This is a genomic window from Streptomyces sp. NPDC046261, assembly GCF_040646235.1.
GTDB lineage: Bacteria > Actinomycetota > Actinomycetes > Streptomycetales > Streptomycetaceae > Streptomyces.
Window position 1 is genome coordinate 543,191 of the sequence record NZ_JBEYZU010000001.1, and the last position, 26,333, is coordinate 569,523.

At 70.9% G+C, this 26,333-nt stretch carries 26 protein-coding genes and 1 tRNA gene; 23 read left to right on the forward strand and 4 right to left on the reverse strand.

Features of this window, described 5'->3' with window-relative positions:
• Window positions 1-14: 14 nt before the first annotated feature.
• Window positions 15-950, reverse strand: a complete 936-nt coding sequence (locus ABZ956_RS02525) for a diiron oxygenase (protein ID WP_361885732.1) — start codon at window positions 948-950, stop codon at window positions 15-17.
• Window positions 951-1,128: 178 nt separating this feature from the next.
• Here ABZ956_RS02525 and ABZ956_RS02530 point away from each other — a divergent pair, with 178 nt between their 5' ends.
• Window positions 1,129-2,238: a ferritin-like domain-containing protein gene (locus tag ABZ956_RS02530; protein ID WP_361885735.1), complete on the forward strand. Its 1,110-nt coding sequence runs from the start codon at window positions 1,129-1,131 to the stop codon at window positions 2,236-2,238.
• A 151-nt stretch (window positions 2,239-2,389) separates the two neighbouring features.
• Complete coding sequence (locus ABZ956_RS02535) at window positions 2,390-3,220, forward strand: polysaccharide deacetylase family protein (protein WP_361885738.1); 831 nt, start codon at window positions 2,390-2,392, stop codon at window positions 3,218-3,220.
• On the opposite strand, the gene ABZ956_RS02540 is transcribed toward ABZ956_RS02535, so the two are convergent.
• On the reverse strand, window positions 3,180-3,788 hold the full coding sequence (locus tag ABZ956_RS02540; protein ID WP_361885741.1) for a hypothetical protein: 609 nt from the start codon (window positions 3,786-3,788) through the stop codon (window positions 3,180-3,182). The genes ABZ956_RS02535 and ABZ956_RS02540 overlap by 41 nt on opposite strands.
• Before the next feature lie 93 nt (window positions 3,789-3,881).
• Window positions 3,882-5,006, reverse strand: coding sequence for a helix-turn-helix transcriptional regulator (locus tag ABZ956_RS02545; RefSeq protein ID WP_361885744.1), 1,125 nt, complete (start codon window positions 5,004-5,006; stop codon window positions 3,882-3,884).
• 208 nt (window positions 5,007-5,214) lie between these two features.
• Between ABZ956_RS02545 and ABZ956_RS02550 the strand changes: the two genes are divergently transcribed.
• The 3 genes from ABZ956_RS02550 (at window position 5,215) to ABZ956_RS02560 (ending at window position 6,572) form a co-directional block, all read left to right on the forward strand.
• Entirely contained in the window at window positions 5,215-5,517 is a 303-nt protein-coding gene (locus ABZ956_RS02550) for a helix-turn-helix transcriptional regulator (protein WP_361885747.1), read from the forward strand.
• Window positions 5,518-5,623: 106 nt separating this feature from the next.
• The gene (locus ABZ956_RS02555) at window positions 5,624-6,208 is read left to right on the forward strand and encodes a DUF6875 domain-containing protein (protein ID WP_361885750.1); all 585 of its coding nucleotides are present in this window, start codon (window positions 5,624-5,626) and stop codon (window positions 6,206-6,208) included.
• A 169-nt stretch (window positions 6,209-6,377) separates the two neighbouring features.
• The gene (locus ABZ956_RS02560; protein ID WP_361885753.1) at window positions 6,378-6,572 is read left to right on the forward strand and encodes a hypothetical protein; all 195 of its coding nucleotides are present in this window, start codon (window positions 6,378-6,380) and stop codon (window positions 6,570-6,572) included.
• A 193-nt stretch (window positions 6,573-6,765) separates the two neighbouring features.
• On the opposite strand, the gene ABZ956_RS02565 is transcribed toward ABZ956_RS02560, so the two are convergent.
• Window positions 6,766-6,837, reverse strand: a tRNA-Arg gene (locus tag ABZ956_RS02565).
• A 173-nt stretch (window positions 6,838-7,010) separates the two neighbouring features.
• Here ABZ956_RS02565 and ABZ956_RS02570 point away from each other — a divergent pair.
• From ABZ956_RS02570 to ABZ956_RS02655, 18 genes are all read left to right on the forward strand, one after another.
• On the forward strand, window positions 7,011-7,454 hold the full coding sequence (locus ABZ956_RS02570; RefSeq protein ID WP_361886657.1) for a response regulator: 444 nt from the start codon (window positions 7,011-7,013) through the stop codon (window positions 7,452-7,454).
• A 44-nt stretch (window positions 7,455-7,498) separates the two neighbouring features.
• Entirely contained in the window at window positions 7,499-8,320 is an 822-nt protein-coding gene (gene nrtL, locus ABZ956_RS02575; RefSeq protein WP_361885755.1) for an ArgS-related anticodon-binding protein NrtL, read from the forward strand.
• 15 nt (window positions 8,321-8,335) lie between these two features.
• Entirely contained in the window at window positions 8,336-9,727 is a 1,392-nt protein-coding gene (gene lysA / locus ABZ956_RS02580; RefSeq protein WP_361885757.1) for a diaminopimelate decarboxylase, read from the forward strand.
• A 104-nt stretch (window positions 9,728-9,831) separates the two neighbouring features.
• Window positions 9,832-11,124, forward strand: a complete 1,293-nt coding sequence (locus tag ABZ956_RS02585; RefSeq protein WP_361885759.1) for a homoserine dehydrogenase — start codon at window positions 9,832-9,834, stop codon at window positions 11,122-11,124.
• Between the two features lie 44 nt (window positions 11,125-11,168).
• Window positions 11,169-12,260, forward strand: coding sequence for a threonine synthase (gene thrC, locus ABZ956_RS02590; RefSeq protein ID WP_361885762.1), 1,092 nt, complete (start codon window positions 11,169-11,171; stop codon window positions 12,258-12,260).
• Window positions 12,261-12,534: 274 nt separating this feature from the next.
• Complete coding sequence (gene thrB, locus ABZ956_RS02595) at window positions 12,535-13,449, forward strand: homoserine kinase (RefSeq protein ID WP_361885765.1); 915 nt, start codon at window positions 12,535-12,537, stop codon at window positions 13,447-13,449.
• Window positions 13,450-13,863: 414 nt separating this feature from the next.
• Window positions 13,864-15,921 (forward strand): transcription termination factor Rho, encoded by a 2,058-nt coding sequence (rho, locus tag ABZ956_RS02600; RefSeq protein ID WP_361885768.1) that lies wholly within the window; start codon window positions 13,864-13,866, stop codon window positions 15,919-15,921.
• Between the two features lie 327 nt (window positions 15,922-16,248).
• Window positions 16,249-17,367 carry an LCP family protein gene (locus tag ABZ956_RS02605; RefSeq protein WP_361885771.1) on the forward strand — a complete coding sequence of 373 codons (1,119 nt, stop codon included), beginning with the start codon at window positions 16,249-16,251 and terminating at the stop codon, window positions 17,365-17,367.
• Between the two features lie 135 nt (window positions 17,368-17,502).
• On the forward strand, window positions 17,503-17,727 hold the full coding sequence (rpmE, locus tag ABZ956_RS02610; protein ID WP_058046284.1) for a 50S ribosomal protein L31: 225 nt from the start codon (window positions 17,503-17,505) through the stop codon (window positions 17,725-17,727).
• Between the two features lie 111 nt (window positions 17,728-17,838).
• The gene (prfA, locus tag ABZ956_RS02615) at window positions 17,839-18,918 is read left to right on the forward strand and encodes a peptide chain release factor 1 (RefSeq protein WP_361885774.1); all 1,080 of its coding nucleotides are present in this window, start codon (window positions 17,839-17,841) and stop codon (window positions 18,916-18,918) included.
• 76 nt (window positions 18,919-18,994) lie between these two features.
• A complete protein-coding gene (gene prmC / locus ABZ956_RS02620) occupies window positions 18,995-19,840 on the forward strand; it encodes a peptide chain release factor N(5)-glutamine methyltransferase (RefSeq protein ID WP_361885777.1) in 846 nt (281 codons plus the stop codon).
• A 65-nt stretch (window positions 19,841-19,905) separates the two neighbouring features.
• Window positions 19,906-20,553, forward strand: a complete 648-nt coding sequence (locus ABZ956_RS02625) for an L-threonylcarbamoyladenylate synthase (RefSeq protein ID WP_361885779.1) — start codon at window positions 19,906-19,908, stop codon at window positions 20,551-20,553.
• Complete coding sequence (locus ABZ956_RS02630; protein ID WP_361885782.1) at window positions 20,550-21,203, forward strand: protein-tyrosine-phosphatase; 654 nt, start codon at window positions 20,550-20,552, stop codon at window positions 21,201-21,203. The genes ABZ956_RS02625 and ABZ956_RS02630 overlap by 4 nt, the downstream gene beginning before the upstream one ends.
• Before the next feature lie 73 nt (window positions 21,204-21,276).
• Window positions 21,277-22,602 carry a serine hydroxymethyltransferase gene (glyA, locus tag ABZ956_RS02635; RefSeq protein ID WP_361885785.1) on the forward strand — a complete coding sequence of 442 codons (1,326 nt, stop codon included), beginning with the start codon at window positions 21,277-21,279 and terminating at the stop codon, window positions 22,600-22,602.
• A gap of 112 nt (window positions 22,603-22,714) precedes the next feature.
• Entirely contained in the window at window positions 22,715-24,031 is a 1,317-nt protein-coding gene (locus ABZ956_RS02640) for an MraY family glycosyltransferase (protein WP_361885788.1), read from the forward strand.
• A 432-nt stretch (window positions 24,032-24,463) separates the two neighbouring features.
• Window positions 24,464-24,901: a hypothetical protein gene (locus ABZ956_RS02645; protein ID WP_361885790.1), complete on the forward strand. Its 438-nt coding sequence runs from the start codon at window positions 24,464-24,466 to the stop codon at window positions 24,899-24,901.
• Window positions 24,902-25,165: 264 nt separating this feature from the next.
• Window positions 25,166-25,978: a F0F1 ATP synthase subunit A gene (gene atpB, locus ABZ956_RS02650; RefSeq protein WP_361885793.1), complete on the forward strand. Its 813-nt coding sequence runs from the start codon at window positions 25,166-25,168 to the stop codon at window positions 25,976-25,978.
• Between the two features lie 81 nt (window positions 25,979-26,059).
• The gene (locus ABZ956_RS02655; RefSeq protein WP_071964963.1) at window positions 26,060-26,302 is read left to right on the forward strand and encodes a F0F1 ATP synthase subunit C; all 243 of its coding nucleotides are present in this window, start codon (window positions 26,060-26,062) and stop codon (window positions 26,300-26,302) included.
• Window positions 26,303-26,333: the final 31 nt, after the last annotated feature.

Below are 26,333 nucleotides of genomic sequence, written 5' to 3' on the forward strand. Positions count from 1 at the left end.
AACCGTCCCCCCGCTCAGGCCAGCAGGCCCGAGCTCCTCCACAGTCGTCGGCCTACGCCGCGCAGCACGCCGATCTCGTCCAGGAAGTCCGTCAGGCGGCGGGCGCCGGTCTGCATCACCTCGCGGCGGTGGGCGCTGGCCCTGACCTGGGCCACGGCCTCGCGGCGGTCGAGGCCGACGGCGGTGTAGACCTGGGGGTTGACGAAGGCGATCGAGAAGACGCGGGCCGCCTCGCCCGCGCTGACGCGCGTGAGCTCCCGCTCCCAGCGCGGGCAGGTGGCCATCTGGCGCCGTAACTCCTCGCGCGCGTAGCGCACATGGCGGGCCTCCTCCACCACGTGGATGCGGGTGACGCCGCGTACCAGGGGCTGGACGCGGTCGTCGGGGAAGGTCAGGCGCTGCATGTGGTCGAGCATCTCCTCGCCCAGGAGGGTGCAGGCGAAGGAGCCCGGCGTGGTGGAGACGGTCTTCAGGACGCGGGCCAGGTTGTGGTGCAGCCGGCCCACGGGGTAGGCGGGGGCGCCGCCGTGCCGGATCATGCGGGCGAACATCTTCGAGTGCCGGCACTCGTCGGCTATCTCGGTCAGCGCGTAGCGGACGTGCGCGCTGGTGACGGGCTTGTCGTAGATGTGCCGGACCAGCAGCTGCATCAGGATGATCTCGAACCAGATGCCCAGCGAGGCGAGCGCGGCCGCCTCGTGCCGGGCGAGTTCCATGCGCTGCTCCTGCGGCATCCGCCGCCACAGCGGGGTGTCGTAGAGGGAGACGAGCTCCGGCGGCCAGTACCACTTGCCGGGCTCGGGGGGCGCGTCCCAGTCGAGTTCGGCGTCGGGGTCGAAGGAGTGCTTCGCGGAGGAGTCGAGCAGCCGCTCGGCGACGCGCTCACGGTCCTTGAGCGGGCCGAGGGCGTCCTGGAGCCGGAGCGGGTGCCCATCAGGCGCGGTCGTCATGGCCGATTCCACCTCATGTTCGGGTTACCCGGGGTAAGTTCTTATGAGACCGCTTGTCAGCAAGGCCCGTCAAGGGCTGCGACATCCGGCCCCGTACGGGTGATTGACCCCCGGTAAACGTCCGTGTGAGCCTGCCAATCACCCGCGCATGCACGTCGGCAAGGGACAGGAGAGGTCCATGACGACCCGTGAGCTCTACACGACGGATCCCGGCGGCCCCGTCTGGGAGGTGCCCGCCGGCGGCGCCGCCCGCTTCGGCTGGGACTACGACGACGGCCGGGAACGCCTCCTCGCCCTCTACCAGAAGGGCAAGGACAAGCAGTGGGACGCCGCCAAGCGCATCGACTGGGACCAGGAGGTCGACCCCTACGACCCGCTCGGTGTGCCCGACGAGAACCTCGTCATCTACGACACCCCCTACTGGACGAAGATGAGCGACGCCGACAAGCGCGAGCTGCGCCGGCACTTCGCCTCCTGGCAGTTCAGCCAGTTCCTGCACGGCGAGCAGGGCGCCCTGGTCTGCGCGAGCCGCATCGTGGAGTCCGTACCCGACCTGGACGCCAAGTTCTACTCCGCCACCCAGGCCATGGACGAGGCCCGGCACGTGGAAATCTACAGCCGGTTCCTGCACGAGAAGATCGGAATGCTCTATCCGGTCAACACCAGTCTCCAGTCACTGCTGGACGACACCCTGCGCGACGCCCGCTGGGACATGCCGTACCTCGGCATGCAGGTGTTGATCGAGGGGCTCGCCCTGGCGGCCTTCGGAATGCTGCGTGATTCGACTCATAAACCCCTTCCGAAACAGATCCTCGCCTATGTGATGCAGGACGAGGCGCGCCATGTCGCTTTCGGCCGGATGGCGTTGCGGGACTACTACAAGCAACTTTCGGACGCCGAACTGCGCGAGCGCGAGGAGTTCGTGATCGAGGGCTGCTATCTGATGCGCGACCGGCTGCGCGGCGAGGAGGTGCTGGCCGGATTCGGTATCCCCGCCGCCGAGGCCGGGCAGCTCAGCGAGCGGTCCGCCTACCTTCAGATTTTCCGGAAGTTGCTCTTCAGCCGCATTGTGCCGTGCGTGAAGGACATCGGCCTGTGGGGCGAAAGGCTCCAACGGGCCTACGCCGACATGGGGGTTTTCGAGATGGGGGACGCGAATCTCGATCAACTCATGTCCCAGGACGAGGAGATCGCCGAGGAGATGGACGCCCGTCGATTCGCCGAGGAGGAAGCCGTCCGCAAGGCCGAGATCGCCGAGGTGATCGGGGAAACGGTCCCGGAAGCGTAACAGTAGTGCGCTAATCGGGGACTTTACATGGACCCGGTGCCTGTCCTGTCTCAATTCTGTGAGCAATGCCGCGTTGCGGAACGCCGTGCGATAGGCGGCCGTCTACGCGGACAGGGAGAAACACCGGTGCGCGAGGGGGTGTGGGAAGTCCATGGCTCGACTGACTGCCCAGAGGCGGCACATCGCGATCGCAGCAGGAGGGGTACTGGCTCTGGCCGGAGTGATATCGGGGACCGTGGCGGTGGCCACGGAGGACTCCGGCGACAAGGATCCGTTCACCCAGGGGCCGGTGCTGCCGGGCCCCGACGGCAAAGGGCGGACCGGCACGCCGCCGTCGGGCCCGGGGCCGGACCCCGACCCCGGCCCGTCCGGCCCCGTGTCGGCGGAGCTCGCGCACGAGACCGAGCGCGGCGGCAAGAGCGTGGCCCTCACCATCGACGACGGCCCCGACCCGAAATGGACGCCCCAGACGCTGGCCGTGCTCAAGCAGCACGGGATCAAGGCCACGTTCTGCATGATCGGACCGCCCGCCAAGACCTATCCCGGCCTCGTCAAACAGGTCGTCGCCGAGGGCCACCGCCTCTGCGACCACTCCGTCGACCACAACACCGCCATGGACAAGCGGTCCGAGGAGTACCAGAAGCAACAGATCCTGGACGCCAAGAAGATGATCGAGGATGTGGCGGGCGGCGGTGTGAAGGTGCGCTACTACCGCGCGCCCGGCGGCGCGTTCACCCCGTACAGCCGGCAGGTCGCCGCCGCCAACGGCATGCGGCCGCTGGGCTGGAGCATCGACACCCACGACTGGCAGCGGCCCGGCGTGGAGCGCATCGTCGAAACGGTCAAGCGCGAGATCGGCAACGGCCCCATCATCCTGCTGCATGACGGGGGAGGGGAGCGCAGCCAGAGCGTCGAGGCCCTGGCGCGCTGCATCACCTGGCTCAAGGAGCAGGGGTACGGATTCGACTTCCCGAAGATCTGAGCCCCGCGGGCCGGGCGCCCGGCGACCCGGCCCCCTCGGCGAGAGGAGGAAGCACGAGGGCCAGCAGCGGCGCGGCACACTGCCGGCCCGACACGGTGAGGGCGAAGCCCTGGGGTACGTAGAGGACTTCGCCCTTGTGCAGCCGCATGCGCAAGGGGTCCGGGCGGCCCGGTGGGTGGACGCCGCAGTCGCAGCCGCGGTCGAGCGGGACGATCAGCAGATCGCCGTCGGCCGCGATCCTCCGGCCCGGCGGCCCAGGCGGGGCGCAGGCGTAGCAGGCGGTCACGGCGCGCTCGAGCGCACCGCCCAGAAAGCCGGCCAGCGGCTCCGCCTCCGGACCGGCGGGGACCAGCTCTTCCCAGGCCGGTCCGGGCTCGCCCCGGTCCGGTACGGGCGGCGTCGCGGCCATCCGGACCGCGGCCAGGGTGGCGAGGCCGTCGAGGAGGCCGGCCGGCTCGTTCTCCGGCCACACCAGGGCGGCGCTGTGCCCCCGGTGCACCGACAGGGCCAGCGCGATGTCCCCGGCGTACGTGCGGATGTCCCCGCCCGTGACGTCGGCGTTGAGCATGGGCCCCCTCCGGCCGGTCGGCACCTGGGGGGCATCTTCCCCGGCCCGGGCGAGGCGTGCCAGTCACGAATTCACGGTCCCGTGACGGGGACTTCACGCACCGTCCGTCCCGCCCGTCCCCTCCGGATTGCGCTGCTCCGCCTCATCCGTCCCGGTCAGGCCGGCGCGGGCGGCCAGGATGCCGGCCTGGAAGCGGCTCTCCGCGCCCAGGGTCTCCATGATGTCCGCGATGTGGCGGCGCGTCGTCCGCAGCGACATCCCCAGCCTGCGGGCGATCGACTCGTCCTTCAGACCGGCCGCGAGCAGCCGCACGATCGTCAGGTCGACTTCCTTGGCGACGCGTTCGAGCCCGTCCTGGCCGGCCTCCGAGAACGGCGTGGCGTGGGTCCACGTCTGCTCGAAGATCTCGCAGAGGTACGCCACGACGGACGGCTCCCGGATGGCCACGGCGCCCCACGTGCCGAGGCGGTCGGGGATGAACGCCAGCTCGCGGTCGAAGACGATGATCCGCCCGAACAGCTCGTGCGCGGTGCGGTACTCCGCCCCGAGCGCCGAGGCCGCGGCGACGTACGCCTGGCTGGGGCCGTTGAACCGGGCGGTGTGGTGGTAGAGCGTGCGGATGCGGATGCCACGCTCCAGCAGCGCGGTGTCCCGGGCGAGCGCCTCGGTCATGGCCTCCGGGTCGCGGGTGCCGCCCGGCTGGACGGTCGTCATCTCCGTACGGCACTCGGCGGAGGCCCGGTTGAGGGCCGCGCGGACCTCCTCCAGGCTGGGGATGACCTCCAGGGCGCCGTGGGACGCCTCGGCGCGGCCGCGCAGGAACCGCTCGCGCAGCCGCTCGAAGTCGTCGCGGACGCGCTGCAGACGCAACTGGTCCTGGTGGATCGACTCCTGCAGCGGAGCGGTCAGCGCGGTGACGACGGCATCGGGGTCGACGGCGCGCGCCCGGGCCGGCTGCCCGGCCCCGGACCCGGCCGACCCGGCCGCCCGGCCGGGCGGTGCCTCGGGGATCACCAGCCGAAGAGCCGTCAGTTTCTCCAGCGCCGCCCGGGTATCGTCGGGGCTGAGCCCCAGGTCGGCGGCGGCACGCAGCGGGTCGGCGCTGTGGTGGTCGAGCACCCAGCCGTAGACGGCGGTCTCGTTCTCGCCGAGAGGGGCCGGTCCGTGGGCTGTCGATGAGGTGTCAGAGGCGCGATCGTCGCATATGTTCATACTCATTCCCTGCTCGCCTTGCTGCCAGACAGCTTGGTGATCCGTTCCATGCGTGGTGGTACGGCCGGGAATCCGGCAAGCTGTCCCCTGCCGGCCAGGCCCCCCACCACGGGACGCCCCGCACCCGGACCACTGTGCGGATCTTAACGACGAATGCCCGTAATAGCGGTCAACCGAAGGCGCCCGTGCCCCTCGAGGAAGGCAGGAAGACAGGATGAGTCAAGGGATACCGCAGGCTCTGGCGGTGCTCTCCGAGCGGGAACTGGAGGTGCTGGGCCACCTCGCGGACGGCCACACCTACGCCGCGATCGCCCGCCGCATGGGCGTCAGCGCCCACACCGTCGACACCTACCTGCGTCGTATCCGCGGCAAGACGGGCATCCGCAACCGCACCCAGCTCGCCGTGCTCGCCGCCTCCTTCGGCCGCCCCCACCCCACCGCGCCGGCGGCGTCGCCGCTGGCCTCGATGCCACGCATGGGCGCCTGGGCACCGCGGACGGGTCCCGACATCACGTGACTTGAGGGGCGCTCGCAGGGGAAGAAAACTCTCTCGTACCCCCCCCGTAACGAGAGAGGGAGCGCATGCTCTGTGGTCCGTGCCGTCCGTTCACCGAGGCCGCTCGGTGACCGCCCCCGCCCTGAACGCCTCCCGGGTCCTTCGCGACCCGGCGGCCCCCGCCTGGGCGGCGGACGTCGCCCGCTGGGCGCGTGACAAGCTGGGCAGCCCCGTACCCGCCCTCGGCCGCCCCGGCACGCTGTGCCCGTACATGCCCAAGGCGCTGCGTGAGGAGCGGGTCGAACTCCTCGAGTGCCCCCTGCCCGGAATCTGCGCCGCCGACCTGGCGACGCATCTGAGGCGCGCCGCCCGCCGGTTCGCCGAGGAGGCCGGCCGCCTCGAGCCGGCGGAGGCACTGCTCAGCTGCCGCATCGTGGTCTACACCGCCCTGGCCGTGCCGGACCGGGTACTGACCGAGGTGCGCCGCCGGGTGAAGCCGCACCTGCTGGCGCAGGGCCTGACGACGGGCGAGTTCTTCCCGGAGAACGACGACAGGAGCGTACGCAACGCCACCGTGCCGATCGCCCGCTCCCCCTGGCCGGCCCTCGTCCTGCGCCACTCCACCCCGCACGACCGGATCTTCCTCGCCGATCAGCCGGAGCTCTACCGGCTCTTCCGCGAAGCCGGCCCGGGAATCCCCGCCGCGGCTTGACCAAACGCACCCGATGCCATAGTTGGGGGTGTTTCGTCCCCCATTCCCTTTCGTGCACGGCAGTTTGGTGACATACGTGATCACTGGCCGCCGGGCCGCACATCCCCGCATAGTGGTCCTGCCGGCCGCGACCGGCGCACCTCCACACCCCGCGATACAAGAGGACCCCATGAAGCGCATCGCCGCCCTGGTCACCGCCCCCGTCGCCGCGGCCCTCCTCGCCGTGGCCGTCACCCCCGGCCACGCGGCGGCGACCCCCGGGACCACCCAGGCGAGCGCACACTCCCAGCACGCCGTCGCCCCCGTCCAGGCGCCCCACCGCCCGATCACGACGGGAACCCTCGACAGCAGCTGGGGCGGCTGACCTCCCCCCACAGCCGCCCACCCGAGGCCCCGGTCGCCGAGCCCCCCAAGCGGCGACCGGGGCCCCACCATGCCCTCGTAAGATCCGCGCACGACATCCGCACACGACAACCGTGCACGGCATCCGCATACGCAAAAGACCCCGCCCTCAGCATCTCTGCTGGCGGCGGGGTCTTCCGGCACTTCGAACGAAGTGCCCCCGGCAGGATTCGAACCTGCGCACACGGCTCCGGAGGCCGTTGCTCTATCCCCTGAGCTACGGGGGCGTGTCATCCGCTCGTTCGCGGCGACGGGAAGAACATTACCAGCTCCTGGTGGGTGCGAGGCAACGGTGATCGAAAACCGGCGGTGGGACGGGGCAGGTCGCCCGGGCGGGGTGGAAGTGGGGAAAAGCCGGACGCGGGAAGGGGGGCGCGCCTACTCTCGGGTTGTGCCTGGCTTGTCCGGCCGGGTCCTTGTTGTGGACGACAACAAGGTCATCCGGCAGTTGATCAGGGTCAACCTCGAGCTCGAAGGCTTCGAGGTCGTGACCGCGGCCGATGGTGCCGAGTGCCTGGAGATCGTGCACCGGGTACGACCCGACGTGGTGACCCTCGACGTCGTCATGCCCCGGCTCGACGGACTGCGCACAGCAGCCCGGCTGCGGGCCGACGCGCGGACGCGGGGCATACCGATCGCGATCATCAGCGCCTGCACCCAGCCGGAAGTGGACAGCGGGTGGTCCGCCGGAGTGGACGCGTTCCTGGCGAAGCCCTTCGAGCCCACGGAGATGGTCCGGCTCGTCCGGCGGCTCATGCGCTGCCACGGGGGAGAGGGGGAGGAAGGGGTGCCGGAAGCGGTGGTGCCGGGGGAGGCGGGGCCGGTCGTCCGTCCCGCTGGGTGAAACCTGTTCGCGGAGCGGGCCCCCTTCTCCCCTAGGCTTGCCCTGTGACCCCCGCCGATCTCTCCCGAACCGTGTTGCACACCGTGCGCCGCGCCGTCGAGGCCGACGAGCTGCGCGCCACCGTGCCGGCGCGGGCCGGCGTGCGGGTACCGCCCCGGCCGGGATGCGGGGACTACGCCACCAACATCGCGCTCCGGCTCGCCAAGGAGAGCGGACGCCCCGCCCGGGAGATCGCCGAGGTGCTGCGCCGCCGGCTGGCCGTCGAGCCGGGCATCGCCCGCGTCGACATCGCCGAACCCGGCTTCCTCAACATCACGGTCGAGGGCGCCGTCGGCGGCCGGATCGTGGCCGAGGTGCTGCGCGCCGCGCCGCGGGGCGAGCCCTACGACCTGCGGCCCGACCCCGCGCTCGTGGAGCGGCTCGGTTCCGACGCCGCGCGCTGGAGCCTGCTCTGCCCGCCCGGCCTCGAGAGGGACCTGCTGCTCGTCCAGCGCGAGAGCAACCCCCTCTTCCGTGTCCGCTACGCCCACGCCCGGACCCACGCACTCGTCCGCAACGCCCGTGACCTGGGCTTCACGGCCGACGCCGCCGGTGAGCAGGCCGACGACAGCGCCGGCCCCCTCCTCGCCGCGCTCGCCGACCACGCCCGCATCAGCGCCACGCGCGCCCCCGACCGGCTCGCCCGGCACCTCGAGCGGACCGCCGACGCGTATCTGCGGTGGCAGGCCGACTGTCCCACGCTGCCCCGCGGGGACGAGAAACCCTCGGTCGTCCACCGCGCCCGCCTGGCCCTCGCCGAGGCCACGGGCACGGTGCTCGCCGACGGCCTGAACCAGCTCGGCATCACCGCACCCGTACATCTGTAAAAGGGGATCGCCACCATGAGCCGCTCCGCCCACCCCGCCGGGCCCCGCCACGCCGACGTGCTGCCGGAAGGTCACTACACCGCTCCGCCCGCCGATCTCAACGCGCTCGACGCGCACGTGTGGGCCCGTACTGTCACCCGCGACGCGGACGGCGTCGTCACCGTCGGCGGGATCAGCGTCAAGCAGCTCGCCGAGGAGTTCGGGACGCCCGGCTACTTCCTCGACGAGGCCGACTTCCGCGCGCGCTGCCGCGCCTGGCGCGACGCCTTCGGGCCCGACGCCGACGTCTTCTACGCGGGCAAGGCATTCCTCTCCCGGGCCGTCGTGCGCTGGCTCCATGAAGAGGACCTCAACCTCGACGTCTGCTCCGCGGGCGAGCTGGCCACCGCCCTCGACGCCGGCATGCCCGCCGAGCGCATCGCCCTGCACGGCAACAACAAGTCCACCGAGGAGATCACCCGCGCCGTCGAGGCCGGCGTCGGGCGGATCGTCCTCGACTCCTTCCAGGAGATCGTGCGCGTCGCGCACATCGCCGAGCGGCTGGGCAAGCGCCAGCGCGTGCAGATCCGGGTGACCGTCGGTGTCGAGGCGCACACCCACGAGTTCATCGCCACCGCCCACGAGGACCAGAAGTTCGGCCTCGCGCTGGCCGGGGGACAGGCCGCCGAGGCCGTGCGGCGGGCGCTGAAGCTCGACGGGCTGGAGCTCGTCGGCATCCACTCCCACATCGGTTCGCAGATCTTCGACATGGCCGGATTCGAGGTCTCCGCCCGCCGCGTCGTCCAGCTGCTCGCCGCGATCCGCGACGAACACGGCATCGAGCTCCCCGAGATCGACCTGGGCGGCGGCCTCGGCATCGCGTACACCCCCGAGGACGACCCGTGCGAGCCGCACGAGATCGCCGCCTCCCTGCGCGACATCGTCACCCGCGAGTGCGCGGCCGCCGGACTCGCCGTGCCGCGGATCTCCGTCGAGCCCGGCCGCGCGATCGTCGGCCCGACCGCCTTCACGCTCTACGAGGTCGGCACCGTCAAGGAGCTCCCCGGCCTGCGGACGTACGTCAGCGTCGACGGCGGTATGTCCGACAACATCCGTACCGCGCTGTACGACGCCGAGTACTCCGTCGCGCTGGCCTCCCGCACCTCCACCGCCGAGCCGATGCTCACGCGTGTCGTCGGCAAGCACTGCGAGTCCGGTGACATCGTCGTACGCGACGCCTTCCTGCCCGCCGACCTCGCGCCCGGCGACCTGCTCGCGGTCCCCGCGACCGGCGCCTACTGCCGCTCCATGGCGAGCAACTACAACCACGCACTGCGGCCCCCGGTCGTCGCGGTGCGGGACGGCGCGGCACGCGTGATCGTCCGGCGGGAGACGGAAGAAGACCTTCTCCGTCTCGACGTCGGCTGACCGGGACGACGAGATCACGATCTCGGATACTGGACCGGGGGCGGAAACCCCCGTCCGGTGAGTGAGACTGGTACCTACCGCAGATGTATGAGAAACGAGGTCGGATGATGCGTACGCGTCCGCTGAAGGTGGCGCTGCTGGGCTGTGGAGTGGTCGGCTCTGAGGTGGCGCGCATCATGACGACGCACGCGGACGACCTCGCGCAGCGCGTCGGGGCGCCCGTGGAGCTCGCCGGTATCGCCGTGCGCCGCACCGGCCGGGTACGGGCCGGGGTGCCGGAGGAGCTGATCACCACGGATGCCACCGCGCTGGTCAAACGGGGCGACATCGACGTGGTCATCGAGGTCATCGGCGGCATCGAGCCCGCCCGCGCCCTGATCACCACGGCCTTCGAGCACGGTGCCAGTGTCGTCTCGGCCAACAAGGCGCTGCTCGCCCAGGACGGCGCCGCCCTGCACGCCGCCGCCGAGAAGCACGGCGCCGACCTCTACTACGAGGCCGCCGTCGCCGGCGCCATCCCGCTGGTCCGGCCGCTGCGCGAGTCGATGGCCGGCGACAAGGTCAACCGGGTGCTGGGCATCGTCAACGGCACGACCAACTTCATCCTCGACAAGATGGACTCCAGCGGTGCCGGCTACTCCGAGGCGCTCGACGAGGCCACCGCGCTCGGTTACGCCGAGGCCGACCCGACCGCCGACGTCGAGGGCTTCGACGCCGCCGCGAAGGCCGCCATCCTGGCCGGCATCGCCTTCCACACCCGGGTGCGGCTCGACGACGTCTATCGCGAGGGCATGACCGAGGTCACCGCGGCGGACTTCGCTTCCGCGAAGCAGATGGGCTGCACCATCAAGCTCCTCGCCATCTGCGAGCGGGCCGCCGACGGCCGGTCCGTCACCGCCCGGGTGCACCCGGCGATGATCCCGCTGAGCCACCCGCTGGCCTCCGTGCGCGAGGCGTACAACGCGGTGTTCATCGAGGCCGAGGCGGCGGGCCAGCTGATGTTCTACGGGCCCGGCGCGGGCGGCTCGCCGACCGCCTCCGCGGTCCTCGGCGACCTCGTCGCCGTCTGCCGCAACAAGCTCGCCGAGTCCACCGGCCCCGGCGAATCCGCTTACACGCGGCTGCCGGTGAGCCCGATGGGCGAGGTGGTGACGCGCTATCACATCAGCCTCGACGTGGCCGACAAGCCGGGCGTCCTGGCCCAGGTCGCCACGGTCTTCGCCGAGCACGGGGTCTCCATCGACACGGTCCGCCAGCAGGGCAAGGACGGCGAGGCGTCCCTGGTCGTGGTCACGCACCGGGCCACCGACGCCGCCCTGTCGGCGACGGTCGAGGCGCTGCGGGCGCTGGAGACGGTCCGCGGTGTCGCGAGCATCATGCGGGTCGAGGGCGAGTAAGGCGAATACAGGATCCAAGGGGATCTGAGGGGATTACGAAAGCAATGTCTGCCAACAACAGCCGCCCCGGCACCCAGGGCACCCACCAGTGGCGCGGCATCATCGAGGAATACCGCGACCGCCTTCCGGTCACCGCCGACACGCCCGTCGTCACCCTGGGTGAGGGCGGCACGCCCCTCGTCCGGGCGCAGGTGCTCTCCAAGCGCACGGGCTGCGAGGTGTACCTCAAGGTCGAGGGCGCCAACCCCACCGGGTCCTTCAAGGACCGCGGCATGACCATGGCCATCACGCGGGCCAAGGAGGAGGGGGCGCGGGCGGTCATCTGCGCCTCCACGGGCAACACCTCCGCCTCGGCGGCGGCCTACGCCGTACGCGCCGGCATGGTCTGCGCCGTCCTGGTCCCGCAGGGCAAGATCGCGCTCGGCAAGATGGGCCAGGCGCTCGTCCACGGCGCGCGCATCCTGCAGGTCGACGGCAACTTCGACGACTGCCTGGACCTGGCCCGCGCGCTGTCCGACAACTACCCGGTGGCTCTGGTCAATTCGGTCAATCCGGTCCGTATCGAAGGCCAGAAGACCGCGGCGTTCGAGATCGTGGACGCCCTCGGCGACGCGCCCGACATCCACGTCCTGCCGGTGGGCAACGCGGGCAACATCACCGCCTACTGGAAGGGCTACCGGGAGTACGCCGCCGACGCCCTCGCCACGCACTCCCCCCGGATGTGGGGGTTCCAGGCCTCCGGTTCCGCGCCGATCGTGCGCGGGACGCCGGTGAAGGACCCGCACACCATCGCCACCGCGATCCGCATCGGCAACCCCGCCTCCTGGCAGTTCGCCGAGCAGGCGCGGGACGAGTCGGGCGGCCTCATCGACGAGGTGACCGACCGACAGATCCTCGCCGCGTACCGGCTGTTGGCCGCTCAGGAGGGCGTCTTCGTCGAGCCCGCCTCGGCCGCCAGCGTCGCCGGACTGCTCAAGGCCGCCGAGCAGGGGCTGGTCGATCCGGGGCAGCGGATCGTCTGCACGGTCACGGGCAATGGGCTCAAGGACCCGGACTGGGCGGTGGCGGGGGCGCCGCAGCCGATTACCGTGCCGGTGGACGCGGGTGCGGCTGCGCAGCAGCTCGGGCTCGTCTGAGGCCGTTGCGCGGGTGCGGGCGGGTGGGCAGGTTGTGCCCACCCGTTCCGCCCTTGCGGAACGACTGCCCACAACCTGGACAGATGCACAGGTAGCCGGGCGACACGCATCGTGCGCCTCCTGTGCGCCCTATGTCGCCACTGAACCTTCCTTCGATAGGCTGTGCTCACTCCGCCCCGTCGCAGACCGTGCCGCCCCCACGCGGCATTGCCGTCGCGGCCCTTGTGGATGTCGCACGCCCTACCAAGGCCACACCAAGGAGAGTCATCGAGCGATGGCCGGTCCCGCGTTCCGCGCCGCCGCCGTCCGAGTGCGCACCCCCGCCACCAGCGCAAATCTCGGTCCCGGCTTCGACGCCCTCGGCCTGTCCCTGGGGCTCTACGACGATGTCGTGGTCCGGGTGGCGGAATCCGGGCTGCACATCGACATCGCCGGGGAGGGCGCCGACAACCTCCCCCGCGACGAGAGTCACCTCCTCGTACGGTCCCTGCGCACCACCTTCGACCTGCTCGGCGGCCAGCCGCGCGGCCTGGAGGTCGTCTGCGCCAACCGCATTCCGCACGGCCGGGGCCTGGGCTCCTCCTCGGCCGCGATCTGCGCGGGCATCGTCGCCGCCCGCGCGGTGACCATAGGCGGGGCCGACAGACTCGACGAGGCGGCCATGCTCGAGCTGGCCACCGAGATCGAGGGCCACCCCGACAACGTCGCCGCCTGTCTGCTCGGCGGTTTCACCCTCGCCTGGATGGAGTCGGGCGTCGCCCGGGCCATTCGGATGGACCCGGCGGATTCCATCGTTCCGGTGGTCTTCGTGCCGTCCAGACCCGTACTGACCGAGACCGCGCGCGGGCTGTTGCCGCGCAGCGTCCCCCATGTGGACGCGGCCGCCAACGCCGGGCGCGCGGCGCTGCTCGTCGAGGCCCTGACCAGGCGCCCCGAGCTGCTGCTGCCGGCCACCGAGGACCGGCTCCACCAGGACTATCGCGCCCCGGCGATGCCGGAGAGCGTGGCCCTGGTCAACCGACTGCGGGCGGACGGCGTCCCTGCGGTCATCTCCGGCGCGGGCCCCACGGTGCTCGCGCTGGTCGAAAGCGGTGCGGCCGAGAAGGTCGCACGACTGGCGGGCGAGGGGTGGGCGGCCAACCGGCTGGCCCTCGACGCCGGGGGGACGAGCGTGCTGCCGCTCGCCTGACCAGTGGCGCCCGGGGGAGCCCGGGCCCACGAAAAACGCGGTTGCCGGTCTTGGAGAGGGGGAATGTTTGTGGGATCCGGTAGTGTTAACCTCAAGTCTGCACTCGAAGCCACATCGGCTCGGTGCGCTGTGTCCCGATCAGGGACCGCTTTTCTTCCGGGAGCCTCCCAAACTGCCTGAGCAGCCTGCCTGAGCAGATTCGAGCACGCTCCGGAATCGGCGTGGGCGACATGAGTGAAGCGTTATGTCGTGCCCTTCCCTCATTCTTCACGCCGGCACCAATGCACTGATTCTTCCGCCGTAACGCGGCGGACCACCGCCCCGGCCCGGTCCGTACACCAGGACCGCAGCCGGACAGCACAACCGGTCGCCGAGCCAGACAGGCCGACGCCCGCTCCAGGGAAGGACCCCTTCGTGAGCGACACCACCGATCTGATGGGCGTGAACGCCGGAGCCGCCGGCAATGCCTCCGCGCCCGCCACGGACGCTCCCGCCGCGCCTGCCACCGGTGCTGCCACCGCCCCCAAGCGGCGCCGCTCGGGCACGGGCCTCGACGCCATGGTCCTGGCCGAGCTCCAGCAGCTCGCTTCCGGCCTCGGCATCAAGGGCACCGCGCGGATGCGCAAAGGCCAGCTGATCGAGGTCATCAAGGAGAGGCAGGCCGGCTCCGCCGCGCCCGCCAAGGCCGAGCAGGCCCCGGCGGCCTCGGAGACCGCCGAGACCAAGCCCAAGCGCCGTACGACCTCCAGGGCCCGTACGGGTGAGACCGCCGCCGAGAAGCCCGCCGAGAAGGCTGCCCAGCAGCAGATCGAGATCCCGGGCCAGCCGAGCAGCGACGAGGCCCCGGCCGGTGAGCGCCGTCGTCGGCGCGCCACCGCCGCCGCGGGCAGCCCCGAGCCGGCCGCCGAGGCCGCTCGTACCGAGACCCGCACCGAGGAGCGGGCCGAGGCGAAGGCCGAGGCCGCGGCGGACACCGCCGAGGGCAAGGCCGCCAAGGGCGCCGAGCGCCAGGACCGCGCCGAGCGCGGCCAGAAGGGCGAGCGCCGTGAGCGCGGGGACCGCGGTGAGCGCGGCGACCGTGCCGAGCGGGGCGAGCGCGGCGAGCGGGGTGAGCGCGGTCAGCGTGAGCGCGACCGCCGTGGCCGCGACGGCGACGCCGGCCAGCAGCAGCGCGGTGACCGCCAGCAGCGCGGCGACCGCGGTCCGCAGGGCGGCCCGCAGGACGAGGACGATTTCGAGGGTGGCCGTCGTGGCCGCCGCGGCCGCTACCGCGACCGTCGTGGCCGTCGTGGCCGTGACGAGTTCGGCGCGAACGAGCCGCAGCTCGCCGAGGACGACGTCCTGATCCCCGTCGCGGGCATCCTGGACATCCTCGACAACTACGCCTTCATCCGGACCTCGGGCTACCTCCCGGGCCCGAACGACGTCTACGTCTCCCTCGCCCAGGTCCGCAAGAACGGCCTGCGCAAGGGTGACCACGTCACCGGTGCGGTCCGCCAGCCGAAGGACGGCGAGCGGCGCGAGAAGTTCAACGCCCTCGTCCGCCTCGACTCGGTGAACGGCATGGCCCCCGAAACCGGGCGCGGCCGCCCCGAGTTCGGCAAGCTCACCCCGCTCTACCCGCAGGACCGCCTGCGGTTGGAGACGGACCCGGGCGTGCTGACGACCCGCATCATCGACCTGGTCGCCCCCATCGGCAAGGGCCAGCGTGGTCTGATCGTGGCCCCGCCGAAGACCGGTAAGACCATGATCATGCAGGCGATCGCCAACGCGATCACCACCAACAACCCCGAGTGCCACCTGATGGTCGTCCTGGTCGACGAGCGTCCGGAAGAGGTCACCGACATGCAGCGGTCGGTCAAGGGCGAGGTCATCTCCTCGACCTTCGACCGCCCGGCCGAGGACCACACCACCGTCGCCGAGCTGGCCATCGAGCGCGCCAAGCGCCTGGTGGAGCTGGGCCACGACGTGGTCGTCCTGCTGGACTCGATCACCCGTCTGGGCCGCGCCTACAACCTGGCCGCCCCGGCCTCGGGCCGCATCCTGTCCGGTGGTGTCGACTCGACCGCGCTGTACCCGCCGAAGAAGTTCTTCGGTGCCGCGCGCAACATCGAGGACGGCGGCTCGCTGACCATCCTGGCCACCGCGCTGGTCGAGACCGGCTCGCGCATGGACGAGGTGATCTTCGAGGAGTTCAAGGGCACCGGCAACATGGAGCTCAAGCTCGACCGGAAGCTCGCCGACAAGCGCATCTTCCCGGCCGTGGACGTCGACCCGTCCGGCACCCGCAAGGAGGAGATCCTCCTGGGTGGCGAGGAGCTGGCGATCGTCTGGAAGCTGCGCCGGGTGCTGCACGCGCTCGACTCGCAGCAGGCCATCGAGCTGCTTCTGGACAAGATGAAGCAGACGAAGTCCAACGCCGAGTTCCTGATGCAGATCGCCAAGACCACGCCGTCCAACGGCAACGACTGATCCGCATCCGCCGCGCGAACCTCCCCGTCACGTCCGTGGCGGGGAGGTTTCGTCTTTCCGCCCCCTGCCCGCCACCACATCGTGATCTTCCTGTGACCTTTTGAGAGATGCGCCACAGCGGCCGGGCCCGCGGCCGGGCGGAATCAAAGACGGCCATTTGGCCGAAATCGCAGGTGGCGCGGGGCGCGACGGCCCTGCGGGCACCCTCGCTGCCAGGCACTTTCTAAGACGGTCCTCAGAATCCGCTGTGCAACCCTGTCGCAAGCTCACCCGTCTGGCAGGCAGCAGGGGGTAGCCGGAAAGACACAGCGGAGGACTGAGGAGCGCATGGCTGACGACAGCAGGAGTACGGCGGCGGGTTCGCACCGCCGTCGTGCCGGCGGTAAGCGCGGTCGCCGTCGTAAGCCCCCGGTCCGCCGCAAGGGCCGGCGAATAGCCGCCTGGAGCGCCGCGGCCCTGGTCGTGCTCGGCGGCACGGGCGCCGGGTTCCTGTACTTCAAGTTCAACGGCAACCTGCACAGCGTCGACATCAACGCCGCCCTGGGCAAGAACCGCCCCGACGACGTCGACAACGGCTCCCAGGACATCCTCGTCCTCGGCTCCGACTCGCGCGCCGGCGACAACGGCAAGTACGGCAGGGACGAGGGCAGCTCCCGCTCCGACACGGCGATGATCGTCCACGTCTACGCGGGCCACAAGAAGGCCAGCGTCGTCTCGATCCCGCGCGACACCATCGTCGCCCGGCCCGAGTGCACCACCCCGAGCGGCAAGAAGACCCCGGCGGTCAAGCGCGGGCAGTTCAACGAGGCGTACTCCCTCGGCGGCGCGGCCTGCGCGGTCAAGACCGTCGAGACGATGACCAACATCCGGATGGACCACTATCTGGAGGTCGACTTCGCCGGCTTCCAGAAGCTGATCGACAAGCTGGGCGGGGTGGAGGTCACCACCACCAAGGCCATCCGCGACAAGGACAGCCACCTCAATCTCGCCGCGGGCACCCACAAGCTCGACGGCGAGCAGTCCCTCGGCCTGGTCCGCACCCGCAAGGGCGTCGGCGACGGCAGCGACCTGGGCCGGATCAAGCTCCAGCAGGCGTTCATCAAGGCCCTGCTCGACCAGGTCAAGTCCGTCGGGCTCTTCACCAGCCCCACCAAGCTCTACGGCATCGCCGACACCGCCACCAAGGCGCTCACCACCGACCGCCAGCTGGCCTCCGTCGACAAGCTCTACAGCTTCGCCAACGGCCTCAAGGGCATCGGCTCCGAGGACATGCAGATGGTGACGCTGCCCGTGACCGACGACCCCAGGGACCCCAACCGGGTCGTGCCGCTGGTCACCCAGTCCCAGGAGATCTGGACGGCCCTCCGCGCCGACCGGCCCATCCCGGAATCCGCCCTCAAGGACGGCGCCGGCACCAAGACCGACGCCGACGGGGTCGTGCGGTAGAGCCCGGGAATAACCGGCCGCGACCCCCCGTTTTGGGGGATGCGGCCAGGACTGGCAGACTGGTACGTCGGCCCCGGTTCACGTAAGGCAATCCCGCCCTGCGACCCGGAGCCCTCCCGAACCTAGGAGAACCCCTTGAAGCGCGACATCCACCCGGAGTACGTCGAGACGCAGGTCAGCTGCACCTGTGGCGCCTCGTTCACCACGCGTAGCACCGTCGCCGACGGCACCATCCGTGCCGACGTGTGCTCCGAGTGCCACCCGTTCTACACGGGCAAGCAGAAGATCCTCGACACCGGTGGCCGTGTGGCGCGGTTCGAGGCCCGCTTCGGCAAGGCCGCCGGGTCGGCCAAGAAGTAGCGACCCGCAGGCGCCGGTCTTCGGTCGCCCAGTCTCGGCTGGGCGACCGGACCGGCGCTTTGTCGTCCAGCAGGCCCGCGGGCCGTCACTTCCAGCAGCTAGGGAAAATCGATGTTCGAGGCAGTCGAGGAACTGATCGGTGAGCACGCCGACCTCGAGAAGCGGCTCGCCGACCCCGCCGTGCACGCGGACCAGGCCAACGCCCGCAAGCTCAACAAGCGCTACGCCGAGCTGACCCCGATCGTCGGCACCTACCGCTCCTGGAAGCAGACCGCGGACGACATCGAGACCGCGCGCGAGTTCGCCGCCGACGACCCCGACTTCGCGGCCGAGGTCAAGGAGCTGGAGAAGCAGCGCGAGGAGCTCACCGAGAAGCTGCGCCTGCTGCTGGTGCCCCGCGACCCCAGCGACGACAAGGACGTCATCCTGGAGATCAAGGCGGGCGCGGGTGGCGACGAGTCGGCGCTGTTCGCCGGCGACCTGCTGCGCATGTACCTGCGCTACGCCGAGCGGGTGGGCTGGAAGACCGAGATCATCGACTCCACGGAGTCCGAGCTCGGCGGCTACAAGGACGTCCAGGTCGCTGTAAAGACCAAGGGCGGCAACGGCGCCACCGAGCCCGGCCAGGGCGTGTGGGCCCGGCTGAAGTACGAGGGCGGCGTCCACCGCGTCCAGCGCGTGCCCGCCACCGAGTCCCAGGGCCGCATCCACACCTCCGCCGCCGGCGTGCTCGTCACGCCCGAGGCCGAGGAGATCGACGTCGAGATCAACATGAACGACCTGCGGATCGACGTCTACCGCTCCTCCGGGCCCGGCGGCCAGTCCGTCAACACCACCGACTCGGCGGTGCGCATCACCCACCTGCCCACCGGCGTCGTCGCCTCCTGCCAGAACGAGAAGAGCCAGCTCCAGAACAAGGAGCAGGCCCTGCGCATCCTGCGCTCGCGGCTGCTCGCCGCGGCCCAGGAGGAGGCGGAGCGCGAGGCGTCCGACGCCCGCCGCAGCCAGGTCCGTACCGTGGACCGTTCCGAGAAGATCCGGACCTACAACTTCCCGGAGAACCGCATTTCGGACCACCGCGTCGGCTTCAAGGCGTACAACTTGGACCAGGTGCTCGACGGCGAGCTGGATCCCGTGATCCAGGCGTGCGTCGACGCCGACTCGGCGGCGAAGCTCGCTGCCGCGAGCTGACGGTACCGGCGGTGTTGAAGAATCGAGCCCGTCCGGCCACAGAGGACGACCGGGGCGCCGACGCGAGAGGAACAACGTGAACCTGCTGCTAGCAGAGGTGGCGCAAGCCACTCAGCGGCTGGCCGACGCCGGCGTACCGTCCCCGCGCTTCGACGCGGAGGAGCTGGCCGCCTTCGTGCACGGCGTCAAGCGCGGTGAGCTGCACAACGTCGCGGACGCCGACTTCGACGCCCGCTACTGGGAGGCCGTCGCGCGCCGCGAGGCCCGCGAGCCGCTGCAGCACATCACCGGCCGCGCCTTCTTCCGCTACCTGGAGCTCCAGGTCGGGCCCGGCGTCTTCGTGCCCCGCCCCGAGACCGAGTCGGTCGTCGGCTGGGCCATAGACGCCGTGCGGGCCATGGACGTCGTCGAGCCGCTCATCGTCGACCTGTGCACCGGCTCCGGGGCCATCGCCCTGGCCCTGGCCCAGGAGGTGCCGCGCTCGCGCGTGCACGCCGTCGAGCTCGACGAGGGCGCCCTGGGCTGGGCCCGCAAGAACGTGGCGGGCTCCCGGGTCCAGCTCCACCACGGCAACGCCCTGACCGCCCTGCCCGAGCTGGACGGCCAGGTCGACCTGGTGATCTCCAACCCGCCGTACATCCCGCTCACCGAGTGGGAGTACGTCGCCCCCGAGGCCCGCGACCACGACCCCCAGCTCGCGCTGTTCTCCGGCGAGGACGGCCTCGACACCATCCGCGGCATCGAGCGCACCGCGCACCGGCTGCTGCGGCCCGGCGGCGTCGTCGTCATCGAGCACGCCGACACCCAGGGCGGCCAGGTCCCGTGGATCTTCACCGAGGAGCGGGGCTGGGCCGACGCGGCCGACCACCCCGACCTGAACAACCGGCCCCGCTTCGCGACGGCCCGCAAGGCGACCCCGTGACGGCCCCGACCGCCCCGGCAGCCGACCGGCACCAGACCAAGACCCAGTACGAGGAGGTCCGTTAGATGGCACGGCGATACGACTGCAGCGACGCGACCGACCGCAAGACCGGTCTGCGCGAAGCCGCCGCCGCGGTCCGCCGCGGCGAGCTGGTCGTGATGCCCACCGACACCGTCTACGGCATCGGTGCGGACGCCTTCAGCCGCGAGGCCGTCGGCGACCTCCTCCAGGCCAAGGGCCGCGGCCGGGGCATGCCCTCGCCCGTCCTGGTCGGCTCCCCGAACACCCTGCACGGCCTCGTCACGGACTTCTCCGAGCAGGCATGGGAGCTCGTCGACGCCTTCTGGCCCGGCGCCCTGACCCTGGTCGCCAAGCACCAGCCGTCGCTGACCTGGGACCTGGGCGAGACCCGGGGCACCGTGGCCGTCCGGATGCCGCTGCACCCGGTGGCCCTGGAGCTGCTCACCGAGTTCGGCCCCATGGCCGTCTCCAGCGCCAACCTCACCGGTCACCCCGCGCCGCAGAACTGCGACGCCGCGCAGGAGATGCTCGGCGACTCCGTCTCCGTCTACCTCGACGGCGGCTCCACGCCCGCCGACGTGCCGTCCTCCATCGTGGACGTCACCGGCAAGGTGCCCGTCCTGCTGCGCGCCGGCGCCATCAGCGCCGAGCAGCTGCGCGAGGTGGTACCCGAACTCGAGGTGGCGAATTGATCGCCGCGCAGGGGCGTGGCATAGCGGGACCGGACACCACCACCGACACCTTCCGCATCCTCCACGTCAGCACCGGCAACGTCTGCCGCTCGCCCATCACCGAGCGGCTGACCCGCCATGCCCTCACCCACCGCCTCGGCGACCCCTCGGCGGGCGGCCTGGTGGTGGAGAGCGCCGGCACCTGGGGCCACGAGGGCGCGCCCATGGAGGCGCACGCCGCCACCGTCCTGGCCGACTTCGGGGCCGACGCGCAGGGCTTCACCGGCCGTGAGCTCCTCGACGAGCACGTCATCCGCGCCGACCTCGTCCTGACCGCCACCCGCGACCACCGCGCCCAGGTCATCTCCATGGGGCACTCCGCGGGCCTGCGCACCTTCACCCTGAAGGAGTTCACCCGGCTGGTGCGGGCCATAGACCCCGCGACCCTCCCGGACCCCGAGCGGGCCGGCGGGGTGGTCGACCGCGCCCGCGCCCTGGTGCAGGCCGCCGCCGCCCTGCGCGGCTGGCTGCTGGCGCCCACCGCGGACGCCGACGAGGTCCACGACCCCTACGGCGCCCCGATCACCTTCTTCCGCTCCATCGGCGACGAGATCAACCAGGCCCTGGACCCGGTCGTCACCGCCCTCACGGGAGTCGCGTCCCGCTCCTGAGCAGCGACCCCGCGGGCCCGGGCCTACATTGGGTGGTGAGCCCATCGCACCCGCCCACAGCTCGGAGCCCGCGATGTCCGCGACGCCTCTCACCCCCGCGCCCGCCCGGGCCGCCGGCGCGGCGTATGCCACCGAAGCGGCCGAGCGCGGCGGCCCGCACCCCGCGTGGGGGCACGGCTTCGAGGCCCTGCTGCGGCAGGACCCCGAGCTCGCCGGGCTCCTGCTGGGCGAGAGCGAGCGCCAGGCCACCGGGCTGCAGCTGATCGCCGCCGAGAACTTCACCTCGCCCGCCGTGCTCGCCGCCCTCGGCTCCCCGCTCACCAACAAGTACGCCGAGGGCTACCCCGGCGCCCGCCACCACGGCGGCTGCGAGCTCGTCGACCTCGTCGAGCGCATCGCCACCGACCGCGCCAAGGCCCTCTTCGGCGCCGGGCACGCCAACGTCCAGCCGCACTCCGGCACCGCCGCCGTGCTGGCCGCCTACGCCGCGCTGCTGCGCCCCGGGGACACCGTGCTGGCCATGGGCCTGCGGCACGGCGGCCACCTCACCCACGGCTCCCCGGCGAACTTCTCGGGCCGCTGGTTCGACTTCGTCGGCTACGGCGTCCGCGAGGACACCGGCCTCATCGACTACGCGCAGGTGCGCGCCCTGGCCGAGAAGCACCGGCCCCGGGCCATCGTCTGCGGCTCCATCTCCTACCCCCGCCACCCCGACTACGCCGCCTTCCGCGAGATCGCCGACGAGGTGGGCGCCTACCTCGTCGTCGACGCCGCGCACCCCATCGGGCTGGTCGCCGGGGGAGCGGCGCCCAACCCCGTGCCGTACGCGGACGTGGTGTGCGCCACCACCCACAAGGTGCTGCGCGGGCCGCGCGGCGGGCTGCTCCTGTGCGGGCCCCACCTGGCGGAGCAGGTCGACCGGGCGGTGTTCCCGTTCACCCAGGGCGGTGCCCAGATGCATACGGTCGCCGCGAAGGCCGTCGCCTTCGGGGAGGCCGCGACCCCGGAGTTCACCGCCTACGCCCACCGGGTGGTCGGCAACGCCCGCGCCCTGGCGGCCGCCCTGGCCGCCGAGGGGCTCGGCATCGTCACCGGTGGCACCGACACCCACCTCCTCGTCGCCGACGTCGCACCGCTGGCCCTGGACGCCGCCACGGCCCGCCGCCGGCTCGCCGCCGCCGCGATCGTGCTGGACGTGTGCGGGCTGGCCCCCGGCACCGCCCGCGGGCTGCGCCTGGGCACCGCGGCGCTCACCACCCAGGGCATGGACGAGACGGAGATGGCGCACGTGGGGATGCTGCTGGGGGCTGCGCTGCGCGGGGAGGGACGGGAGGGCCAGGTGCGCGCCCAGGTGGCGGATCTGGCCGGAAGGTTCCCGCCCTACCGGTCCCACATGTGATCATTTGCAACCACTCGGCCACGGCCGGCGTCTTCCCCTGCATTCACGGATCCGGGGCGGACGCGAATATGGTGTGGGGCTGTGATGTCCAGCGCGAACCCTGGGGCAGCCCGTGCGTGAATACCTGCTGACGTTGTGCGTCACCGCGGCGGTCACTTATCTGCTGACGGGCCCGGTGCGAAAGTTCGCGATCATCGCCGGCGCGATGCCGGAGATCCGCGCGCGCGACGTGCACCGGGAACCGACACCCCGGCTCGGCGGTATCGCGATGTTCGGCGGCCTGTGCGCGGGCCTGCTGGTGGCCGCGCACCTGTCGAACCTCAAGCACGTCTTCGCGCTCTCCAACGAGCCGGCCGCGCTGCTCTCGGGCGCGGGCCTGATCTGGCTGCTGGGCGTGCTGGACGACAAGTGGGGCGTGGACGCCCTGGTCAAGCTCGGCGGGCAGATGATCGCCGCCGGTGTGATGGTGCTGCAGGGTCTGACGATCCTGTGGATCCCGGTGCCCGGTGTGGGCACGGTCTCGCTGACGCCCATGCAGGGCACCCTGCTGACGGTCGCCCTGGTGGTGATCACCATCAACGCGGTGAACTTCGTCGACGGCCTGGACGGGCTGGCCTCGGGCATGGTGTGCATCGCGGCCGCCGCGTTCTTCCTGTACGCGTACCGGATGTGGTTCGGGCACGGCCTGGAGGCGGCCGCCCCCGCGACGCTGTTCGCGGCGATCCTGATGGGCATGTGCCTGGGTTTCCTGCCGCACAACATGCACCCCGCGCGGATCTTCATGGGCGACTCCGGCTCGATGCTCATCGGCCTGGTCCTGGCGGCGGGGGCCATCTCCGTCACCGGGCAGGTGGACCCGGACGCGCTCAAGCTGTGGGCCGGTTCGGAGCGGGCGGCCGTGCACACCATGGTGCCGGTCTACATCCCGCTGCTGCTGCCGCTGACGGTGATCGCGGTGCCGGTCGCGGACCTGCTGCTGGCGGTCGTGCGCCGGACGTGGAAGGGCCAGTCGCCGTTCGCCGCCGACCGCGGGCACCTGCACCACCGGCTGCTGGAGATCGGCCATTCGCACAGCCGGGCCGTGCTGATCATGTACTTCTGGTCCGCGCTGATCGCCTTCGGCGCGGTGGCCTATTCCGTGAACTCCGCGAGTGTCTGGATCCTGCTGCTGGTCGTCGTGCTCAGCGCGGTCGGCCTGGTCCTGCTGCTGATGCCGCGCTTCACCCCGCGTGCCCCGCGCTGGGCGGAGCAGTTCGTACCGCCCCGCTACCGCCGCCGGGCGGTGCCCACGGCCGTCGTGGAGCAGGCACAGGCCGGCCCGGAGGGCGGGCAGCAGCGGGAGCCCGTGCCGGCGGGACTGCACGGCGCGACGGCCATCGGGGACCGCTCGCGTTTCACGCACCGGGGAAAGATCGGCAGCAATCACTGAGCGGTGGAAATCGCCGCGCATAGACGATCTTGAACGGCCGAAATCATCCGTCGACGGTGATCGCGAACGGCCGGAATGGGACCCTTCTCATCGGTTGTCTTCGGTCTCCGGCAATCGCCGCCGCCGTCCCCGACGGCCGGTCGGCGGCCATCACCGAAGCGGCCTAAAGAGGGCATGCGGAGCGTTCGCAATAGCAGAGTCCCAGGGCCTCCGTCAGCCCGATGACCTGCGGATTGACCCTTCCGTGTGACATGCGGCACACGATGTAGGTAAAGACCTCATCAAATAGTTTGTGATACCGTTCACGAAACCCGGTGCTAGAGCCGAAGGACCGTAGTGCGGCGGCCCTTCGTCGCGAGCCATGTCTCATCCCCGGGGATACGCTCGTCCACGACGAATCGTTGCTTCCGACCTTCGCCGGAGAAACCCTTCATGCAGTCCAACGACGCCCGAACGCTTTTGCAGTGCGCCGTGCCGACCGCCGTTGCCGGCGTCGTCGCCGTCGTCGTCGGCTCGGTGCTCGCCGGTGGCAAGGGAGGGATCGGAGCCGCCGTCGGCGTGGTCCTCGCCGCTGGAGTGATGGCGACCGGTCTGGTCATCCTGAACCGCACCGCAAAGCACCTGCCCCACCTGTTCCAGATGATGGGCCTGGTCCTCTACCTGACCCAGATCCTGCTGGTGGCGGTCTTTCTCGTGGTCTTCAAGAACACGACGCTCTTCAGCACCAAGGCTTTCGCCTTCTCGCTGCTCGCCGCGACCCTGACCTGGATCGCGGCCCAGACCCGCGCCTACATGAAGGCGAAGATCCTTTACGTGGATCCGGAGTCCGGCGAGGCGCAGAAGTCCGCGCCGGCCGGGTCTCCGTCATGACCGGTAGGGCCGGAATAAATGCCCGAGTGCTCACCTGCTATCGTCCGGTGCCATCTGAGGTGCAGCGGACGCAGGCGGCCGAATCCCCGGGATTCCCGGGTGAGAGTCGGCTTCCCGTGCAGCTGACGCCTGCGATGACTTCCGGCCACAGGCCGACCCGCCGCATCCCCATCCGTAAGTCCAGTCCAGTGCCGTTCCGTGGCCGTGCGCCGCGCCGACACAACGAGGTTGCCGTACCTATGCGCCACGCTGAAGGAGCTCGCGGTGAGTGCTGACCAGACGCTGCTCGCCTTCGAGACCAATTGCCACATCTTTGATGGGTGCGGCTTCCCGGCCCCAGGGCTCCACTCGTTCGTCTTCGAACCGCTCTTCACGATCGGCGGATTCGAGTTCAACAAGCCGATGCTGCTGGCCCTGCTGGGCTCGCTCGTCATCGTGGGGTTCTTCTGGGTCGCGTTCGGCAAGGCCAAGGTGGTCCCGGGCAAGCTCCAGATGATCGGTGAGGCGGGCTACGACTTCGTCCGCCGCGGACTCGTCTACGAGGCGCTCGGCAAGAAGGAGGGCGAGAAGTACGTCCCCTTCATGGTCTCGCTGTTCTTCTTCATCTGGATCATGAACGTCTGGTCGATCATCCCGGTCGCCCAGTTCCCGGTGACGTCGATCATCGCCTACCCCGCCGGTCTCGCCCTGGTCGTCTACGTCCTGTGGGTCGGGCTGACGTTCAAGAAGCACGGCTTCGTCGGCGCCTGGAAGAACATCACCGGCTACGACAAGTCGCTCGGCTGGATCCTGCCGCTGGTCGTCGTGCTCGAGTTCCTCTCGAACCTGATCATCCGGCCCTTCACCCACGCGGTCCGGCTCTTCGCCAACATGTTCGCGGGCCACATGCTGATCGTGATGTTCACGATCGCCAGCTGGTACCTGCTGAACGGGATCGGCATCGCCTACGCGGGTGCCTCGTTCGTGATGACGATCATCATGACCGCCTTCGAGCTCTTCATCCAGGCCGTCCAGGCGTACGTCTTCGTCCTCCTGGCCTGCAACTACGTCCAGGGCGCGCTCTCCGAGCACCACTGAGTCAGCCCGTCTCCGCCCCCAGTCCAACAGACGTCCGGTGGCCAACCCCCACCGGTCCGTGAAAGAGAAGGAAGAACCGGCATGTCCGCTCTCCAGACCCTTGCCGCCACCGACACCGTCAGCGGCAACGTTGCTGCGATCGGCTACGGCCTCGCCGCGATCGGCCCCGGCGTCGGCGTCGGCATCATCTTCGGTAACGGCACCCAGGCCCTGGCCCGCCAGCCCGAGGCCGCGGGCCTGATCCGCGCCAACCAGATCATGGGTTTCGCCTTCTGTGAGGCGCTCGCCCTGATCGGCATCGTCATGGGCTTCGTTTACAAGTAAACCGACCCATCGACCAACTTTTCGACGAAAG